Source organism: Pantoea sp. XY16 (genome assembly GCF_025153065.1).
GTDB classification, from domain to species: domain Bacteria; phylum Pseudomonadota; class Gammaproteobacteria; order Enterobacterales; family Enterobacteriaceae; genus Pantoea; species Pantoea alfalfae.
On the sequence record NZ_JANZNP010000012.1, the window covers coordinates 19,230 to 38,631 of the forward strand.

Below are 19,402 nucleotides of genomic sequence, written 5' to 3' on the forward strand. Positions count from 1 at the left end.
CCATACGGATAAAAGTGATGAGCGAACAGCCAACTCCCTCGCAGGAACAATTCAAACGCACCATGAAAGTGCGCCATCTGGTGATGTTATCGCTGGGCGGCGTGATCGGCACCGGCCTCTTTTTTAACACTGGCTATATCATTTCAACCACCGGGGCAGCGGGTACGCTGCTCGCCTATCTGATTGGCGCGCTGGTGGTCTGGCTGGTGATGGTCTGTCTGGGCGAACTTTCCGTGGCGATGCCGGAAACCGGCGCGTTCCACGTCTATGCCGCACGCTATCTCAGCCCGGCAACCGGCTACACCGTGGCCTGGCTCTACTGGCTCACCTGGACCGTCGCCCTCGGTTCCAGCCTGACGGCGGCGGGCTTCTGTATGCAGTACTGGTTCCCGCAGATCCCGGTCTGGATTTGGTGCCTGGTCTTCTGCTGCGCCATCTATCTGCTCAACGTCATCTCCACCCGCTTCTTCGCAGAAGGAGAGTTCTGGTTCTCGCTGATAAAAGTTGTCACGATCGTCGCCTTTATCGTGCTGGGCGGCGCGGCGATGTTTGGCTTTATCCCGATGAAAGATGGCACCCCAGCGCCGGGCCTGAGCAATCTCACCGCGCACGGCTGGCTGCCCAACGGTGTACTGCCGATTCTGATGACCATGGTGGCAGTAAACTTCGCCTTTTCCGGCACCGAGCTGATCGGGATTGCGGCCGGTGAAACTCAGCAGCCGGAGAAAGTGCTGCCGCTGGCGATCCGCACGACGGTGGCCCGACTGATTATTTTCTTTATCGGCACGGTATTTGTGCTGGCGGCGCTGATTCCGATGGATCAGGCGGGGATTGTCAAAAGTCCGTTTGTGCTGGTGTTTGAAAAGATCGGCATCCCTTATGCGGCTGACATTATCAACTTTGTCATTCTGACCGCTATCCTGTCAGCGGCCAACTCTGGCCTCTATGCCTCCGGGCGGATGCTCTGGTCGCTGGCCAACGAAAACACGCTGCCGCGCGCCTTTGCCAGCGTCAACAAGCGCGGCGTGCCCCTGCTGGCCATCACCGTCAGCATGATCGGTGGCTTACTGGCGCTGGTCTCCAGTGTAGTCGCGCCAGACACGGTATTTGTGGCGCTGTCGGCTATCTCTGGTTTCGCGGTCGTCGCGGTCTGGCTTAGCATCTGCGCCTCGCATTTTGTTTTCCGTCGGCGTCATCTTCAGCAGGGCAAATCGCTGGCCGATCTGGGCTACCGCGCGCCGCTCTATCCGCTGACGCCGATCCTGGGCTTTCTGCTCTGCCTGCTGGCCTGTGTCGGGCTGGCGTTTGATCCGACCCAGCGCATCGCGCTGTGGTGTGGCATCCCGTTTGTGCTGTTCTGCTATGCCGCTTACCATCTGACCCACAAATCATCCCCGAAGCCTGAGGAGGCCAAAGATGTCGCATAACCCTGTCGCGCAGGCTTTAACAGAGTCGCCTTTACTGATTCTGGATGGCGCGCTGGCCACCGAACTGGAAGCCCGCGGCTGTCATCTGGCCGATGCGCTCTGGTCAGCGAAAGTGCTGATGGAAAATCCTGAGCTGATCTACCAGGTGCACTACGACTATTTTGTTGCCGGGGCGCGCTGTGCCATCACTGCCAGCTATCAGGCGACGCCGCAGGGCTTTGCCACACGTGGCCTTGATGAGGCGCAGTCACTGGCGTTGATCGCCCAGAGCGTCGAGCTGGCGCGGCGCGCCCGTCAGGATTATCTGGCGGTCCGGCCCGACGCAAAAACGCTGCTGGTGGCGGGATCGGTGGGGCCGTATGGTGCATTCCTGGCGGATGGTTCGGAATATCGCGGCGATTACGCGTTGCCGGAAGCGGAGATGATGGCGTTTCACCGCCCGCGCGTGCAGGCGCTGCTGGCGGCGGGTGCCGATCTGCTGGCCTGTGAAACCCTGCCGTCCTTTGCTGAAGCGCAGGCGCTGGTGAAGCTGCTGGCTGAATTTCCTGAAAGCCGCGCCTGGTTCACGTTTACCCTGCGTGACGCCGGGCACATCAGCGACGGTACGCCGCTGTCAGAGGTGGTGAGCTGGCTGAATCAGCAGCCACAGGTGGTAGCGCTGGGGGTTAACTGTGTGGCACTTGAGAGCGTGACGCCCGCGCTGCACCAGCTGCAGAGGCTGACCGACAAACCGCTGGTGGTCTATCCCAACTCCGGCGAGCAGTATGATGCCAGCAGCAAAACCTGGCATTCAGCGCCATCAGGCTGCACGTTGCATGACAAACTGGCAGAGTGGCAGCAGGCGGGCGCGAAGCTGATTGGCGGCTGCTGTCGCACCTCACCCAACGACATCGCGGCTATCGCCCGCGCTTGTCAACCGCAATAAGCTGGCTGAATCGGGCGATGATAGCCCGATTGAGGTGGAGAGGGCGGTCTACACTCTGATCACTGATCACTCTGTGGACCCCTTCATGAAACAGCGAATTCTGGCCCTGGCCGCCGCGCTGCTGCTTAGCGGCTGTGCCACTATTGTCGGCAATGAAACCCAGCTGGTGCGCATCGACTCTCTGCCGCAGGGCGCGCGCTTTACCGTGCAGGATGAGCGTGGTTATGCGGTGGCGCAGGGTTTCACGCCGCAGACCGTTGAACTGGAAAAATCTACCGGCCGCTACTTCGGCAAAAAGCACTACCTGCTGATGCTGGAAAGCCCGGGCTACGTGCCGGTCACGGTGCCGATCGAGGCACGCGCTAACCTGTGGTATCTGCTGGGCAATATCCCGCTGGGTGGCTTCCCCGGCTGGCTGCTGGTCGATCCCTTCTATGGTGGCATGTACGACCTCAAGCCGGAACATCCGCGTCCCTTTATGAACCCGGTTGGCGCGCGCGGCTGATTACTGCGCGGTCGGCTTCACCATTCCGCCTGGCGTTTTATGGCGTTCCAGATACTGATGCTGGAAAATGCACATGCGGATGGTGTTGCGGTACTCCCCGTTAATGAAAAACTCATGCTTAAGCACGCCTTCGATCTCAAAGCCGAGCTTGGTGTAGATGTGGATCGCTTTTTCGTTTTCCTGATCGACAATCAGGTAGAGCTTATAAAGATTCAGCACCGAGAAGCCGTAATCCATCGCCAGCTTTGCCGCCTGTGTGGCCAGCCCTTTGCCCTGATGGGCCGGATCGATGATGATCTGAAACTCAGCGCGGCGGTGCACATGGTTAATTTCGACCAGTTCCACCAATCCCGCTTTCTGCCCGCTGTGTTCCACTACAAAGCGGCGTTCGGTCTGATCGTGAATGTGTTTGTTGTAGAGATCGGACAACTCCACAAACGCCTCATAAGGCTCCTCGAACCAGTAGCGCATCACGCTGGCGTTGTTATCCAGCTGATGGACAAAGTGCAGATCTTCCCGCTCCAGCGGACGCAGTTTTACCGTCATTACCTGACTCCTTTTTTAAAGAAACTGCCGCGAGTATACCGCATCAGCCTTGTGCTGCGATTTGCGCAGTCGCATACCTGTTCTGGCTTTAGGCGTTATGGCGTGGGAGAAGAGAGGTAACCGCGGGCATAGGGGCGTGTTAAGACAGGCGGGAGAAAGCAATAGCGCCGGACGGCAGATTAACGCCGTCCGGCCTGATTTCAGGCAGAGATCTGTTCGATGATGCGACCCTGCGACATGTGCACGGCGCGATCGCACATATGATCGATCACATCGGGATCGTGGCTCACCAGCACCATGGTCAGGCCATCCTGCTGTTTCAGATCGTTGAGCAGATTAAGGATCTCCGCCTGCACTGACATATCCAGCGCCGACGTCGGCTCATCCAGCAGCAGGATCTTCGGCTGCAGCAGCAGGGCGCGCACGATGGCGACGCGCTGACGCTGACCGCCGGAGAGCTGATGCGGATAGCGATCCGCCAGCGCGGGATCGAGTCCGACGTGACGAAAGCCCTGATCGATACGATCGTTGATATTGTCGCGTTTCAGTAGCTTGAGCGGCTCCGCCAGGGTGCGACGCAGCCGGTGACGTGGATGCAGCGAGGCATAGGGATCCTGAAACACCATCTGCACTTCCTGACGCAGCGCGCCGGTAAAGACTTTGCCCGGCTGAACCTCGTGACCGGCAAGTTGCATCTGGCCCTGCCAGTGTGGATTCAGACCTGCCAGCACCCACAGCAGCGACGACTTACCGCAGCCCGAAGGCCCCACCAGACCAAAACACTCACCAGCATTAACCGCCAGGTTGACCTCGTGCACCACGGTGCGCAGGTCATAACCCTGTTTGTGGGCGACACTTAGATTCTGCAGCTTAATCATAATTTGCCTCCAGCGCAGCGCGATCCAGCACCGGTAAAGCCTGTCCGTGAGTCGCTTTGCCCGGACGGCAGGCCCACAGCGTGCGGGTATAGGGATGGGTGGCGCGCGACAGGTCGGCGGCGGGCAGCGTATCCAGCAATCGGCCTTTGTACATCACCATTACCCGCTCGCAATGTTCTGAAACCTGCTGCAGATCATGGCTAATCAGGAGCAGACCCATGTTGCGCGCTTCCACCAGACCGCGGATCAGCGCCAGCACCTGATCGCGCATGGCATGATCCAGCGCAGAAGTCGGTTCATCGGCGATCAGGAAATCGGGATCGGTAATCAGGGCGATCGCCAGCATCACCCGCTGACCCATGCCGCCAGAGAGCTGATGCGGATACTGCTGCATCAGACGACGCGGATCGGGCAGGCCGACCGCATCCAGCATTTCACACACTTTCTCTTTGCGCTCGGCACGGCTCAGGCGGCGATGCAGGATCAGCGGCTCTTCCACCTGCCAGCCAATGGTGCGCGTCGGGTTAAGGGCATACTTCGGGTCCTGCATCACCATCGCCACGCGGTTACCGCGCAGCTGATTCCAGTGACGCTCACTCAGCCTCAGCGCATTCTCACCGGCGACCTGAAGCTGGCTGGCCTGCAGATGCAGCGCGGGCGAGAGTAAGCCCATCAGGCTGCGGGCGGTCAGTGATTTGCCGGAACCGGACTCACCCACCAGCGCCACGCGCTCGCGACCCACGGAAAAGCTGATGTTATCGACCAGCAGCGCATCATCGCTGCGAATGGTCAGCCCTTCGGCATGGAGCAGATTATTTTGCATGACGGGTATCCAGTCGGTCGCGCAGGCCATCGCCTGTCAGGTTAAAGGCCAGGCTGGCAAACAGAATGGCCGCGCCTGGGGCGGCGGCAACCCACCACTGATCGAAGATCACTTTACTGCCTTCGGCGACCATTGAACCCCATTCCGCCGTCGGCGGCTGAACGCCCATGCCGAGGAAACCAAGACCGGCAGCAGCCAGGATAATCCCGCCCAGGCTCAGCGCGGCGCGGACGACCGCCGTCGGCATACAGAGCGGCAGGATATGACCAAACATCAGGCGAAAGCCCGTAATGCCCTGCATCCGCGCGGCAGCAAGGTAGTCGCTGCGACGCAGCGCCAGAGTCTCGGCACGCGCCTGACGGGCAAACGGCGGCCAGCTGGTCAGCGCCAGTGCCAGCGCACCGTTCATCAGCCCTGGGCCGAGAATCGCCACCAGCGCCAGCGCGATCACCAGGTTCGGCAGCGACAGGAAGATATCGGTAATGCGCATCAGCAGGCGTTCGGTCCAGCCGCCGACGTAACCAGCGGTGATGCCGATCAGCAGCCCTGCCGGAATGGTCAGCACCAGAATCAGCGACACCAGCAGCAGCGTAGGACGTGCGCCGTAAATCACGCGCGACAGCAGATCGCGGCCAAAGCCGTCGGTACCAAACCAGTGCTGCGCCGACGGTGCCAGCAGGCGGCTCGACATGGTCTGCATATTTGGGTCGAACGGCGCAATCAGCGGTGCCAGCAGCGCCATCAGGATAAGAATCGCCACCAGCGTCAGCCCAACGGTTAACGAGGTCACGCGTTGACGGCGACGGCGTGGTCGCAGCGTTTCGAGTTCAGAGAGTTGTTGCGTCATCGGGTTCTCGGATCGGTTAACCAGGTTAAAACATCCGCCAGGGCGTTAATCAGAATAAAGCAGCTACCGATCAACAGGGTGGAGCCCAGAATCGCCGGCACATCGCCGGAGAACAGCGCATTGGTCATGTAGCGACCCACACCCGGCCAGGCAAAGACAGTTTCGGTCAGCACCGAACCTTCCAGCAGCGTGGCGTAGGAGAGGGCGATTACCGTAACCAGCGTGCCCAGCACGTTAGGGAAGATATGGCGCAGCAGGATGCGCACCCGACCCGCGCCTTTAGCACGCGCCAGCACCACATACTCTTTGCTGCTTTCTTCCAGCAGCGCAGCACGCAGCAGGCGGGTAATGCCCGCCATCGCCAGCAGGCCGAGGATTACCACCGGCAGCCAGAGGTGCGCAATCGCATTGCGGAACATTTCCGGTTCACCCGACAGCCAGCTGTCGATCAGGACAAAGCCGGTCTTCGGCTCCAGGGTATAGACCCAGATATCATCCAGCCGTCCCGGTCCGGCGGACCAGTGCAGCACCGCATAAAAGAGCAGCAGACCCAGCAGGCCGAGCCAGAACACCGGCACCGAGTAGCCCAGCAGCGAGATAAAGCGGGCGAGATTATCAATCCAGCTGCCTGGTTTCCAGGCGGCCAGCAGCGCCAGCGTGACGCCGAACACCACTGCGAAGATCATCGCGCAGGTCGCCAGCTCAATGGTGGCGGGGAAGGTGGTCATCAGGTCGCCGCTCACCGACTGATTGGTCAGACGGGAGACACCGAGATCGCCGTGCGCCAGATGTTCGATGTAGCGCCAGAACTGCATCAGCACCGGTTGGTCGAGACCCAGGTCGTGACGCACCTGTTGATAGGTTGCTTCACTGGCATGATCGCCAGCGATCTGCTGCACGGGATCAATCGGCGAGAGATGCGACAGCATAAAGGTGAAGGCGAGCAGGCCAAGCAGCGTGACCAGCAGCGACAACACGCTACCGATCAGCCGTCCGCCACGCTGCCAAAAAAGCCGGGCGAACCCGGCTGAAGGAACAGACTGTGCCATTACTTAGTGACCTGCGAGTAATACACCATGTCAGGGTTGATGCCCTGCACATAGCCTTTCAGGTTGTCGCGCAGGGCAATCAGGTTCTTCGCCTGCATGCCAATCACGTAAGGAGAGCTCTTCATCACGTCACGCTGCATCGCTTCATACAGCGCGATGCGCTTCTTCGGATCGCTCTCCGCCGTGGCCGCAATCACCTGCTTGTTCAGCTCAGGAATATGCCAGTCTGAACGGTAAGCGATGGTTTTGCTGCCATCTTCCGGGTTATATGCAAACGAGGCGGCATTGGTGTTCGGATCGAAGTAGTCGGAACCCCAGGCGTTCAGCGTCGCTTCATATTTATGCGCTTTCACGTTGGTAGAGACTTCGGAACTCAGGCCCGGCACCACTTCCACTTTCACGCCCGCTTTGGCGAAGCTGCCCTGCAGCGCCTGCGCGATATCCAGATAAGGCGGCTGGTTGCTGGTGGAGAGCTTGAAGGTGACGTTGTTCAGGCCCGCTTTCTTCAGAATCGCTTTGGCTTTTTCCGGATCGTAGCTGTATGGCGTGTCGTTGATTGCGCCCAGGAAGCCCTTAGGCAGGAAGCTCTGATGTACGTCGAACTGACCTTTCAGCAACTCATTAGCAATACCTTTGTAGTCCCACAGGTAGCGTGCTGCTTCCCAGAAGGCCGGGTTCTTCATCGTCTCATTCGCGCCGATGTTGAACTGGATGTAGTAGAGTGACGCCATTGGAATCGCTTCCGTCTTCACGCCAGGTTTGCCGTTCAGGGCAGCAATCTGATCGGCACCCAGGTTACGGGCGATATCGGCATCACCCTGTTCCAGCAGCAGACGACGCGCAGCCGGTTCCGGGACGTTTTTTATCAGGATGTTCTTCATTTTTGGCGCGCCCGCCGGTGAGGTCGGGTTGGCGCTGAGCAGCACCACCTGATGCATCACCACTTTACGGATCTGGTACGGACCGCTGCCCGCTGAGTGGGTTGCCAGCCAGGCGTTACCAAAATCGCCGTTCTTCGCGTTTGCCATCGCGGTTTTTTCATCGACGATCGAAGAAACCGGTGCAGAGAGCAGGCTCAGCACGTAGGTCGGGCTGACGTTGGCGGTCCAGCTGATCTGCACATGATTGTCGTCGATCTTCTTCAGGAAGCCATCAACGTTATCTTTGGTCCAGCCGAGCTGCGTCAGGATGAAAGAGGGATCGAGGTTCAGTTTCACCACGCGGCCCAGCGAGAAGATCACATCTTCCGGGCGCAGCGGGTTACCGGTGGAGAATTTCGCATCTTTGCGCAGTTCAAAGGTCAGGCTGCGGTTGTCGCTGCCGGGCTGCCATGAGGTCGCCAGTGTCGGTTTCAGGTCCACCGGATTCTGCGGGTCAGACTGTACCAGACGCTGATAGATGTTCGTAAAGGCCTGAACGCTGGTCAGTTCAAACCCTTTGGCCGGGTCGAAGCTGTCGGCGTCGTCGGTAGATTGAGCAATGACCAGCGTATCTTTTGGTGTTGCGGCTTGGGCTGTGAAGGCGGCAGCCAGCGTCAGCGCCAGCAGGGATGGAATTATAGTTTTCATGAAATTTCCTTGCCTCTGAAAAGTTACGCGAGTTTACGAAAGGGCCGATGCGAAGAATAGTCGAATATGGGCTAATCATATGCCAAAAGGTTATAAGGGCTATCGGGAGGTTATAAGAAGATCGCCACGCTGTTACCGAAGCGGCAACCTGAGCAGAAACAAATCCTCAACGAAATCGTTATTCAATACGTTATTGCTTTACCGAAGCCGGCCTCTCTTTATAATGGCGGCAGATAACTTCTGGAGAATTCAGTTGGACAGTCACCCGAGATTACCCTTTATTCTGGCAAGCTGAATTTCCTCTGCTGCTTGCCAACCGGCGAGCAGCGATCCCCGCTTTAATTAACGATCGCGCTCCTTATTTTTAATCCTGTTATCACCAGGAGTGCGCGTTATGCTGCTGTTTATATTGGCTCTTTTTCCTCCGCCCCGTCTGGCGTAGCCCAGGCTGCGCCCAATCGCTGATATCAGACTTTTAAAACGCCGCGTATAAACGGCGTCAGGTAACCCTGCGTGCGTCATTATTTTTCACGCAGGCGGAATAACCTGACTGTTTCTGAAAGTCACTCCATTAAATAACCCGGCCACGCCAGGTTTTATCCATGCACGTTATTTTCCGTGCAGGACAACTATTGCTTTAAATCAGGGAGATGTCGAAATGAGCGACATGAAACTGGAACAGGTTGCGATCACTTCATCCGGCAACCGTAATGATAAAAAAAGTAAAAAAATGTTTGCTGTGGCGCAGCAGGCAGACCAGCACATTGATATGACGCTGGCGAACCTGCGCAGCCAGCGTCAGGGGCTGAGTCAGGATGAAGCGGCGAAACGACTGGCTTTGTATGGCCGTAATGAAGTGGCGCATGAGAAAGCGCCACCTGCGCTGATTCAGCTGCTGATGGCATTTAATAACCCGTTTATCTACGTATTACTGGTCCTGGCGCTGGTGAGCCTGTTTACCGACTATATTCTGCCGCTGCGCGCCGGTCAGGAGACCGATCTCTCCGGCGTCATCATCATCTTCACCATGGTGATGCTGAGCGGGCTGCTGCGTTTCTGGCAGGAGTTTCGCACCAACCGTGCGGCGCAGGCTCTGAAGTCACTGGTGCGCAGCCAGGTCACCGTGCTGCGCCGTGAGCCGGGCAGCGAAACCGCGCAGCGCCAGGATGTGGATATGAGTGAACTGGTGCCAGGCGATATCATTCTGCTCAGCACTGGCGATCAGGTGCCTGCCGATGTCCGTCTGCTGAGTTCACGTAATCTGTTTATCAGTGAAGCAGTACTGACCGGCGAGTCGCTGCCGGTTGAGAAACAGAGCAGCGATGCGGGTATCGATGCCGAAGGTCAGACCGCCCAGGAGCGGCTGGCATCACCGAATATCTGCCTGATGGGCACCAGCGTGGCCAGTGGCACAGCCAGCGCAGTCGTCGTCGCGACCGGTGGCGAAACCTGGTTTGGTTCACTGGCTTCATCGCTGACCGGAAGCCGTCCGCAGACCGCGTTTGATCGCGGGGTGAACAGCGTCAGCAAGCTGCTGATCCGCTTTATGCTGGTGATGGTCCCGGTGGTGCTGCTGATTAACGGCTTCACCAAAGGGGACTGGATGGATGCCACGCTGTTTGCTTTGGCGGTCGCGGTCGGGTTGACCCCGGAAATGCTGCCGATGATTGTCAGCGCTAACCTGGCTAAGGGCGCGATTGCGATGTCACGTCGCAAAGTGATCGTTAAAAAGCTCAACGCCATTCAGAACCTCGGCGCGATGGATGTGCTCTGCACCGATAAAACCGGCACGCTGACCCAGGACACCATCCTGCTGGCGCATCATCTGGATGCGCGGGGCAACGAAGATGCACAGGTGCTGCTGCTGGCCTGGCTCAACAGCGGCAGCCAGAGTGGCGCGAAAAACCTGATGGATCGCGCCTTACTCTGCGCCGGCGACAAGGTCATTTCACAGTCTCAGCGCAGCCAGTTCCAGCTGATCGATGAGCTTCCGTTTGATTTTACCCGCCGTCGGGTGTCGGTGCTGGTGGAAGATCTGACTCAGCATCGTTCACAACTGATCTGCAAAGGCGCAGTGGAAGAGATGCTGGCAGTGAGCATTGCTGTGCGGCAGGGCGACACGGTGGTCGCACTGGATGCGGCACAGCGTGCGGCGCTGCTGGCGCAGACTGAACACTATCATCAGCAGGGTTATCGCGTGCTGCTGGTGGCAACCCGTGATGGTGAGCTACACGCGCCGCTCAGCGACAGTGATGAGCGCGATCTGATTATCCAGGGAATGCTGACTTTCCGCGATCCACCTAAAGCCAGCGCGGGTAAGGCGATTAAAGCCCTGCGTGACAGCGGTGTGACGGTGAAAGTGCTGACCGGTGACAATCCGCTGGTGACGCTGCGGGTCTGTGCCGATGTCGGGCTGACCGATCCGGCGATGCTGACCGGCGATCAGATTGAGGCGATGAACGATGATGAGCTGGCGCAGGAAGCTGAACGCTGCACCCTGTTTGCTCAGCTGACGCCGCTGCAGAAATCCCGTCTGGTGCGGCTGATGCAGCAGAACGGTCACACCGTCGGGTTCCTGGGCGATGGCATTAATGACGCACCTGCGCTGCGGGCGGCTGATACCGGGATTTCCGTGGACAGCGCGGCGGATGTGGCGAAAGCTTCATCGGACATCATCCTGCTGGAGAAGGATTTACAGGTGCTGAATGAGGGTGTACTCAAAGGACGCGAGACCTTTGGCAACATCATCAAGTATCTCAACATGACCGCCAGCTCCAACTTCGGCAACGTTTTCTCGCTGCTGGTGGCCAGTGCCTTTATTCCGTTTCTGCCGATGCTGTCGATTCATCTGCTGATTCAGAACCTGATGTATGACGTTTCTCAGCTGGCGCTGCCGTGGGACAAGGTTGACCGCGAGTTTCTGAATAAGCCGCGTAAATGGGATGCCGGCAACATCAAGCGCTTCATGCTGTGGATGGGCCCGACGTCATCAATTTTTGACGTCACCACCTTTGCGCTGATGTGGTTCGTTTTCGGCGCTAACCATGCAGGCGTGCAGTCGCTGTTCCAGTCCGGCTGGTTTATCGAGGGGTTACTGTCACAGACGCTGGTGGTGCATATGCTGCGTACCCGGAAGATTCCGTTTATCCAGAGTCGCGCCACCTTACCGGTGATGCTGACCACGCTGGTGGTGATGGCGCTGGGCATCCTGATCCCGTTCTCACCGCTGGGTGCGATGGTCGGACTGGTGCCACTGCCATGGCAATATTTCCCGTGGCTGGTGCTGACGCTGTTCAGCTACTGCCTGGTGGCGCAGGGCATGAAGCGTTTCTACATCCGTCGGTTTGGTCAGTGGTTCTAGGGAGGCGAAGATGAAAAAAGGCAGGCTCGATACGGTTTTTTTCGGCGTGATGATCATCGGCTTAACTCTGATTGCGCTGACGGTCATCGTGCGGTGATGGCGTTGTGATAGAGCGGTAATTGAGAGGCAGCGAGGCAACTCGCTGCCTTTTTATTGATGCAGTTACTCTTCGTCGCGCTCACGGCTGGCGCGCTGGCGCTCATAGTATTCATCTTCTGCTGTGATGATCTCATCCATCAGCGAATCCATATCCACCACGCGCTCCTCTTCCACAAACTTCCCGGTAAGCGGCGTTTCCGGGGTCAGTTTGCCATCTTCGTAAAGTTGCCAGATCTCTTTGGCATAGCGCGTCTTCAACAGCTGCGGAGCGAACTGACCGTAGTAAGAGGTGATGTTGTCCACGTCACGTTCGAACATCGACTCAGCATGATTGTTGGCTGCCGCATCGACCGCCTGTGGCAGGTCGATAATCACCGGCCCCTGATCGTCCAGCAGCACGTTGAACTCGGATAAGTCACCATGGACGATACCGGCACAGAGCATACGCACAATGTTGCGGATCATGGTGTGGAAGTCGGTAATCGCTTCCTCTTCGGAGAGCGTGACGTCGCTGAGGCGCGGCGCGACAGAGCCATTGGCATCGGTCACCAGCTCCATCAATAACACGCCGTCAATGCAGAGATAAGGCTGGGGCACGCGAACACCGGCATTAGCCAGGCGGAACAGGGCGTCCACTTCAGCAGTCTGCCAGGACTCCTCCTGCTGCTTACGGCCAAACTTCGTGCCTTTCTGCATGGCACGGGCGTTACGGCTGTTGCGGGTTTTACGTCCTTCCTGATACTGCACCGCCTGCCTGAAGCTACGCTGGGTCGCTTCTTTATAAACTTTGGCGCACTGCACCTTGCCGCCGCATAGCACGGTATAGACGTCTGCTTCTTTGCCGCTTTTCAGCCGCTGCAGGACATCGTCAATCAGGCCGTCATCGACCAGGGGCTGGATTCTGTTTGGGATTTTCATGCGGCTTTATACCTTATTTCACCCGCTTTTCGTATCACTTTGCGATGATGGAAAACATTGGCAATGACTGAACAAAGTATCTGATTCTACCCTGGAAAGTGGCGTTGTGGGGATGAACCTTGATGCGTTGCGCTTTTGACCTTTGTTTTATCATAAACAACGGATTAGGCGGGAGAGCAGGGCGGTTTTATCTGCCAGAGATTCGCTTTTTCACGTCACAGGGCAGCATCATGTCAGCGAGATGTACCTGAATAGCAGGCGGATGCGGGTATAAAGGCCGAAATCCTGCTCAGAGAATTTCAGCCCGCCTGCGGGATTACTTCAGACCTTTAAGCACTTTAACCGTGCTTTCAATGTCGATCTCATCTTCGGAGAAGATCAGTGTCGTTCCCTGGAACGTGGTGACCGCCAGCTTTTTCAGCGAGCGCATCTCACTGGCGTTCGGGTCAGACTTTGGCCGTATATTATTCAGCAACAGGCCCACTGACAACACTGCGTTCTCTTTGTCGACACCGGCATCGACCGGCACTTCTTCGTTGTAGACCAGATAAGACTTAATCGAGGTGATCTTGAGCCGCTCACCTGCGATATAGATGTATTTGCTGGTCGGCGCGACTTTCACCGCATAGGCGGATAAGCCTTTATTGTTGGTGGTGGGTTCAAATGTCACCGCCGCATCTTTCTTAATCAGATCAGGATTGGCGACTTTAATCACATGAAAATAGCGGTTATCACCGTTTTCATCTTTGATAAAGCCAAAACCTTTATCTTCAAACCAGGTTGTGATCGTTCCGTTCATCGCCATTTTTGCCTGCTTAATCTACTCAGTTTTTTACAGCGCGCAGTGTAAAGCACAATGCCTGCGCAGACTATATAAGTCTGGATGATAATTTTCGACCGGGCAAGAGAATGTATGGGGGGCCAGCGCTGAGGTGAAAGCGCTTTGGGACAGAGAGATTAACCGGCGGACGGCGCAACGCTCGCCTGCCGGTGAGTGTTAGCTACTCGTTGCCCCAGCGGTTCAGGAACTCGGCGATATCATCAATACGCTGCTCATCGATACCCGCTTCGCGCGCCATATCCTGCTGCGACTCTTCACTGATCTCTTCGTTATTCATCAGACGGGTGATCAGCAGCTGGAAGTAATGCGCCAGTGGCGTACGTTCAGCTTCGCTTACCGGCTTAGCGGACTCCGTCGCATACTCATCTGCGACATCATAGTATTTGAGAGAGATTTCGTTATTCATAAGGTGTCCGCAGAGTTGAGAGTAAGTAGCGACCGGATTCTGACCCGGTTTGTGGGGCTATTATTTCGTGTTTGGGTTGAGGCTGTAAAGGGGCTATTTTGGGGGAGTAAGACGAGGCTCTGGAGAGAAATTTTTGGCATTCAGGGTTGAGGATTTTTTAAAAGCGCCGCAAGCAAAATAACAGACACAAAAAAGCCCGCAAGGTTTTCACCTTGCGGGCTCTCAGGACTTCGATGATGGTTCTGGTAACCATCAACCAAGAATTTTGGTGGGCTGGCGGAATCTGAATTTTTTTGGCAATCACCTGTTTTTATGTGGTTTTTTTTAATTCAACTTTTACCGATATACCTAAGCGTATACCAATCGCGCTCATTAAGGCGTTTTTCAGAAAGGCAGCGGGATAGTATTGCAACTATTGTTTAATATGTTTTAGCCGCGAAGCGAGCGACGCCCCACAGCTTGGAAAGGAATGCAGTGTGTTGGCGTAATGGATAGGCAACAGCATTTAGTGACGAAAAGTTCAGTGCCTCCATGAACACCAGAGTTCTGGCAAGGTTGTCGAAAAGCTTAATCACGAAAATTAAAATGTGTTCTGGGGTTAGTCCGCTATCAGCGATAATCGGACTTGGTGATGCTATATTTTTAACATGGATAAGATTAGATTAAAATTTGTTAAAGTTTTAGTTAAATCTGCCGAAAATCCATAGAAAGGAGTTTTTTTTCATTTGCGTGGACGTAATGGAGGCTGTGGCAAAACTATAGGCACGATAGTTAATAAGACCTCCCGCAAGCACTTAATACATTGTTCCATCTATGGAGGCGGACGAAAAATCAAAATGGTTATGTCGTCCTGATCGGTTTCACTGCTTGTTATATAAATTAAGAATATACTTGGTGTTAATATTTTATCCTTTATATGCGGAGATCTAAAATATGAAGTATTTTTCTACTGGGTTTTTTTTGAAGTCAGGAACTAAATCACAGGATGTTATCAATGAATGTATTACATGGATAGCTGGCTCTCCTTACACCACCTTCCCCCCAGCCGTTCTAGATATGAAAAGAGGACTTGAAGCTTTCGAAATTGAGACAGAAAAGGAGAGAATAGAACTAGTTAACTCCTCTGAAAATGACGTTAATATGTCATGTTTTAGATACTCAAAAATAGATGGGCCACATAAATGGGTTACAGATATATCAGCAAATGAGTATGGCAAAGATGGTAGCGTATGGATTAATGTAGAGTCAAACGTTTATGCGCAGCAGGCCGCTTACAAAGCCCCTGAAACAAAAAGGCCATTAATTGTTATGAAGCTTCTTGATAAATTTTCAGGAGGTAAAGATGACTGTTTTACTATAGGGATTGAGCCGGTTGCTCTTGAAAACAATGAAGAATGTTTATCTCACGTTTCTTCGGTTATTAATGCAGAAACTAAGAATAGACTCCCAGTTGTTTATGTAAGTGCTAAGTATTTCTTTAAAGAACACCCTCACATAATTATCCCCTCCAGATTGGCTCGTAAATTAGCTGGTATGGCACATGTGATGATTGAACCAGAATCTACAGCATTTTCACACAAACTCAAGCACCTTGTTTCTTCAAAAAATGCCTACGGGGGCGCTATAGGTATTTACTGGCCAAACGGGCAAGGGATAAATATTTACAGGCGAGGTGAAATGTCAGCAATTGAATTGGAAAATTTGATTTCCGAAGAAATAATAAAAGCAATTACCTCACTTACACCAATGCAACGTAACGGCTGGGCTGAAATACATAATTCAAAAACCAGGAAAGCTATACAAAACTTCAAAGACGAAGGTAGAACTTCTGTAGAACTTATCTCTTTATACGAAGATGAGAATACTTCCTTCAAAGAAGAAGTGAAGGAATTAAATTCTAAAATACAACATCTAGAGTCAAGGATAAGATTTCTCTCAGAAAAAGCTGCTGTGCAGGGGGATTTGACAATAAATGTTGGAGTTGAATATGATCTTTTCCCTGAAGAAATTATGGAAATTATACTTTCGGTGCTAAGAAAATCACTTTCAACAATGCATGAAAAAAGTCGCTTCCATGATGTAATAACATCAGTTATAAATGCTAATCACTCTGATGGTCTAATTGAATCCCATGATAAAGAATTAAAGCAAGCTATGGTAGGCTATCGTTCCATGACTCCAAAACTTCAAGGCATACTTGAGAAGATTGGTTTCTCTATTAATGATGACGGTAAACATTTAAAATTAACTTATAAAGATGATCCGCGCTATACTTATGTTCTTCCTAAAACCGGTAGTGATCGTCGTGGTTCGCTAAACGCGTACTCAGACATTGCTAATATCGTATTTAATTAATCTCTGAGCAGTCACAGTTTAACACTGTGACTGCTACGTAGCTTTTGTTAGAAATAATTAGGATGTTTTTCCGGTCTTAGAATTATCAATAAGGAATAGATTCATCTTACAAATAACAACGTTTGCTCATACGGACTGTATCAGCCGAACAATTTATGTGTTTTTTATTTATGCAACTAACCTTTAACTCCCGCTGTTGGCAAATATCAGACCTTTCATCCTTAATCGGCACTTAATGAAAGATGAGGCGGGCTAGCAACGCGCAGTTTGTTCATAATCGGTCAGGAAGTGCCCGATAATGAGAAAGGTAATCCTTTCAAAACGGTTGACTTAGAATAAAGCGAGTTGCTATCAAAAAAAAGATTTTATGGAAAATCCTTCACACTCTACATCTTTTGTTTTTTTGATTTAAAATCATAAAGTTAGGTGGTGAAGTGTGGGTGAAGTGTGAAGCATATCCTTCACCTCGGGTGTAGAATGGGCGTAAAAAAACCGGCTTCCGCCGGTTCATGTTAGTTCAGGTTTCTGCCGGGTCATCACATTTTGGCAGCCAGTCGGTGTTGCTTTCCTCCGTCAGATCCAGATTGGTCTGGATACCCAGCTTTGTTCGCCGCTTCAGGTAGTTCAGTCCGTATTCCCGCAGGATACCGTCCAGCGACAGCCCGAACATCTTCATGCTGAGCGGGTTCTTGTAACCATTCGCTTCCATGTATGCCAGATAGGCGTGGTACAGGTAACGCTTCGGCTGTGACGGACGAATGCTGGCATTCCCCATATAGAGCGCGTTTGGCTCCGGGGTGGTGAACAGGTAGCCGCAGAAGTCCACCATCGGATCCGCATCGCGCTTTATACGCATCGCCTCATCCGAATTTTGCTGTGACTGAAGTAACGCCCTTGCGTCATGCGGTTGGCTGAACCGCTGCATCAGCTGGCGGACAATAACGGCCAGTTCTGCCCGGATTTTCTCCTTCAGCTTCGGGTCACGCTCGCTGGCCGATACAATTTCCGGGAAGTGCAGAATTACCCGGCGGCGCGACACGCCCCCGCTGCGGTCGGTGAAGCGCATCGGGTTGTTGTTCACAGCCAGAATCACCGCCGGAATGTGGGTTGAGTAGGCGTCGCGGTACTTCGGGTCAACGGACACCGCATCGCCACCGGTGATGGCCTTGATGCCCGCGCCGTCGCCGCTCCATTTTTCCTGGTCGGGCAGGATAATCAGCGAATACCCAATCACCGCCGCGCGTTCGCGCGACGACTCCAGCGTTTCGATGGTCGCGGAGGTGGTGTTGTCCGTTCCGGCCAGCATGGTGGCGATTTCCGCCATGATGCTTTTGCCGCTGCCGCCAGGGCCGGTGACTTCCAGAAACAGCTGCCAGTCGTAGCGGTTCGCCAGCACCATAAACAGCGCGGCCAGAATAATGTCGCGTTTGGCCGGGTCCCGTCCGGCGGCGCGGTCTAGCCACTGCCAGAAGTGCGGCGCATGGTCTGCCAGCGTTTCGCCCTGAACGGGTTTCGTGTAGTCCACCTCGCTGACCGTGCGCAGCCAGAAGTCTTTACTGTGCGGGCTGAAGCCGCCGGTGCGGGTGTCCAGCACGCCGTTACGGAAGCCAATCAGGCGGCGCGCCGGGTCGGCCTGCTGCGGCAGCATCAGCTTCAGCGTGTCCACCACGCCCGAAATCTTGCCCGCCGAGAACGGCGCGCGCAGGCGCTGAAAAAGCTTCGCCACGTCGCGCTCAAACTGCTTCCCGGAAATCACCTTCCACGCGCCGGAACGGTAGCGGGACAGAATTTCCCCGCTGGCGTCCACGGCCAGCGCGCTGCGGTAGTGCTCCGCCACCCGCTCCGCCTTTTCGCTGGCGCTCATGGCCGAAAATTCCGCCTCACTCATCACGTCGAACGGGCTGGCGGCGGGCGGCGTGGCGGCTTCGGCCAGTGCCCGCCGGGTGCTTTCCTCACCGTGCTGCATGAAGGCGTCATTCCAGTCGCCGAACACCGGCGGCAGGGCCACGGCGGCGCGGCTGGCTTCTGCGGCCTGCTTTGCTTTTGCCTGGCCGTCGCCGTTCAGGTCGCGGTCGGCGGCAATTAGCAGCGGCAGCGTGGCGTGCTTTTCACGGGCAAGGCCAGCCAGAGAAAGGAGGTTAACGGACGACAGGGCTATCCACACCTCGTCACCGGTCAGATTATGCACGGTCAGGCCGGTGGCGTAGCCCTCCGTCAGCCAGATGCGCGCTGCCGGTTTACCGGTGCTGAGAACGTGGCACGCGCCTTTTACCTGGCCCCCCTTCAGCGTGCGCTTTTCGCCCGCGGTGTTAATCAGCTGCACGTTCACCAGCTGGCCGCCCATATCGTGCAGGGGAACGACAACATCACCGGCACGATAGACAGTGAGCGCGACTTTCAGCGGCTTTGCCAGCGTCAGGCAGGACTGCTCCGGCCAGCCTTTGCGGGACAGGTAGGCGTTGCCGGTTGTCTGCTGCGCGGTGCTGACCAGCTGCTGTGCCTGCTTTATGGCGGCGGCACGGGCTGCTTCGTTATCTTCGCCTGCGCTGGCGGCAGGCGAGCTGTTCACCGGTGACAGGCTGCCGGTCAGGCCGTTTACCCGTGCGGCGGCTTCGGTCAGGCTCAGTGAGAGTGCTTTTTTCACCAGGTCCATGCCGTCACCGGCACCGCACTGATTACAAATCCACGTGCCGCGTCCCTCCTGGTCGTCAAAGCGGAAGCGGTCGGTTCCGCCGCATACCGGGCAGGAGGTATGGCGGTTCTTTACTACCTTCACGCCCAGCGCATGCAGGATGCGGGGCCACTGGCCCCGCGCGGCCTTTGCCGCGTCTGATACGGTCATTTTCATTATTCT

At 55.3% G+C, this 19,402-nt stretch carries 16 protein-coding genes; 6 read left to right on the top strand and 10 right to left on the bottom strand.

Going from position 1 to position 19,402, the window contains the following annotated elements:
* The first annotated feature begins 17 nt into the window (after window positions 1-17).
* The 3 genes from mmuP (at window position 18) to N1689_RS16730 (ending at window position 2,857) form a co-directional block, all read left to right on the top strand.
* Complete coding sequence (gene mmuP, locus N1689_RS16720; RefSeq protein ID WP_161735789.1) at window positions 18-1,427, top strand: S-methylmethionine permease; 1,410 nt, start codon at window positions 18-20, stop codon at window positions 1,425-1,427.
* Window positions 1,417-2,352: a homocysteine S-methyltransferase gene (gene mmuM / locus N1689_RS16725; RefSeq protein WP_161735787.1), complete on the top strand. Its 936-nt coding sequence runs from the start codon at window positions 1,417-1,419 to the stop codon at window positions 2,350-2,352. The genes mmuP and mmuM overlap by 11 nt, the downstream gene beginning before the upstream one ends.
* An 85-nt stretch (window positions 2,353-2,437) precedes the next feature.
* Entirely contained in the window at window positions 2,438-2,857 is a 420-nt protein-coding gene (locus tag N1689_RS16730) for a hypothetical protein (protein ID WP_010257757.1), read from the top strand.
* Here N1689_RS16730 and speG read toward each other — a convergent pair whose 3' ends face one another.
* The 6 genes from speG to N1689_RS16760 all read right to left on the bottom strand — a co-directional run bounded on the left by speG (window position 2,858) and on the right by N1689_RS16760 (window position 8,568).
* Window positions 2,858-3,403: a spermidine N1-acetyltransferase gene (gene speG, locus N1689_RS16735; RefSeq protein ID WP_003850356.1), complete on the bottom strand. Its 546-nt coding sequence runs from the start codon at window positions 3,401-3,403 to the stop codon at window positions 2,858-2,860.
* 200 nt (window positions 3,404-3,603) lie between these two features.
* Window positions 3,604-4,281 (bottom strand): ABC transporter ATP-binding protein, encoded by a 678-nt coding sequence (locus N1689_RS16740; RefSeq protein ID WP_260059473.1) that lies wholly within the window; start codon window positions 4,279-4,281, stop codon window positions 3,604-3,606.
* Complete coding sequence (locus tag N1689_RS16745; protein WP_253419697.1) at window positions 4,274-5,104, bottom strand: ABC transporter ATP-binding protein; 831 nt, start codon at window positions 5,102-5,104, stop codon at window positions 4,274-4,276. Before N1689_RS16745 ends, N1689_RS16740 begins: the two co-directional genes overlap by 8 nt.
* Window positions 5,094-5,951 carry an ABC transporter permease gene (locus tag N1689_RS16750; protein ID WP_033733571.1) on the bottom strand — a complete coding sequence of 286 codons (858 nt, stop codon included), beginning with the start codon at window positions 5,949-5,951 and terminating at the stop codon, window positions 5,094-5,096. The genes N1689_RS16745 and N1689_RS16750 overlap by 11 nt, the downstream gene beginning before the upstream one ends.
* A complete protein-coding gene (locus N1689_RS16755; RefSeq protein WP_033733570.1) occupies window positions 5,948-7,000 on the bottom strand; it encodes an ABC transporter permease in 1,053 nt (350 codons plus the stop codon). Before N1689_RS16755 ends, N1689_RS16750 begins: the two co-directional genes overlap by 4 nt.
* Window positions 7,000-8,568, bottom strand: coding sequence for an ABC transporter substrate-binding protein (locus N1689_RS16760; protein ID WP_161735782.1), 1,569 nt, complete (start codon window positions 8,566-8,568; stop codon window positions 7,000-7,002). The genes N1689_RS16755 and N1689_RS16760 overlap by 1 nt, the downstream gene beginning before the upstream one ends.
* A gap of 658 nt (window positions 8,569-9,226) precedes the next feature.
* On the opposite strand from N1689_RS16760, the gene mgtA reads away from it, so the two are divergent.
* Window positions 9,227-11,929, top strand: coding sequence for a magnesium-translocating P-type ATPase (gene mgtA / locus N1689_RS16765; RefSeq protein ID WP_260059478.1), 2,703 nt, complete (start codon window positions 9,227-9,229; stop codon window positions 11,927-11,929).
* A gap of 10 nt (window positions 11,930-11,939) precedes the next feature.
* Window positions 11,940-12,026, top strand: coding sequence for a magnesium transporter protection protein MgtU (mgtU, locus tag N1689_RS22145; protein WP_371876303.1), 87 nt, complete (start codon window positions 11,940-11,942; stop codon window positions 12,024-12,026).
* A 65-nt stretch (window positions 12,027-12,091) separates the two neighbouring features.
* Here the strand turns inward: mgtU and N1689_RS16770 are convergent, their stop codons facing one another.
* The 3 genes from N1689_RS16770 to N1689_RS16780 form a co-directional block, all read right to left on the bottom strand.
* On the bottom strand, window positions 12,092-12,946 hold the full coding sequence (locus N1689_RS16770) for a PA4780 family RIO1-like protein kinase (protein ID WP_260059480.1): 855 nt from the start codon (window positions 12,944-12,946) through the stop codon (window positions 12,092-12,094).
* Between the two features lie 316 nt (window positions 12,947-13,262).
* Entirely contained in the window at window positions 13,263-13,751 is a 489-nt protein-coding gene (locus N1689_RS16775) for a cold-shock protein (RefSeq protein ID WP_135907825.1), read from the bottom strand.
* A gap of 196 nt (window positions 13,752-13,947) precedes the next feature.
* Window positions 13,948-14,193, bottom strand: a complete 246-nt coding sequence (locus N1689_RS16780) for a YmjA family protein (RefSeq protein ID WP_161735776.1) — start codon at window positions 14,191-14,193, stop codon at window positions 13,948-13,950.
* A 933-nt stretch (window positions 14,194-15,126) separates the two neighbouring features.
* Here N1689_RS16780 and N1689_RS16785 point away from each other — a divergent pair.
* Window positions 15,127-16,548 carry a hypothetical protein gene (locus N1689_RS16785; protein ID WP_260059483.1) on the top strand — a complete coding sequence of 474 codons (1,422 nt, stop codon included), beginning with the start codon at window positions 15,127-15,129 and terminating at the stop codon, window positions 16,546-16,548.
* 517 nt (window positions 16,549-17,065) lie between these two features.
* Here N1689_RS16785 and N1689_RS16790 read toward each other — a convergent pair.
* Window positions 17,066-19,396, bottom strand: a complete 2,331-nt coding sequence (locus tag N1689_RS16790; RefSeq protein WP_260059486.1) for a phage/plasmid primase, P4 family — start codon at window positions 19,394-19,396, stop codon at window positions 17,066-17,068.
* Between the last annotated feature and the right edge of the window lie 6 nt (window positions 19,397-19,402).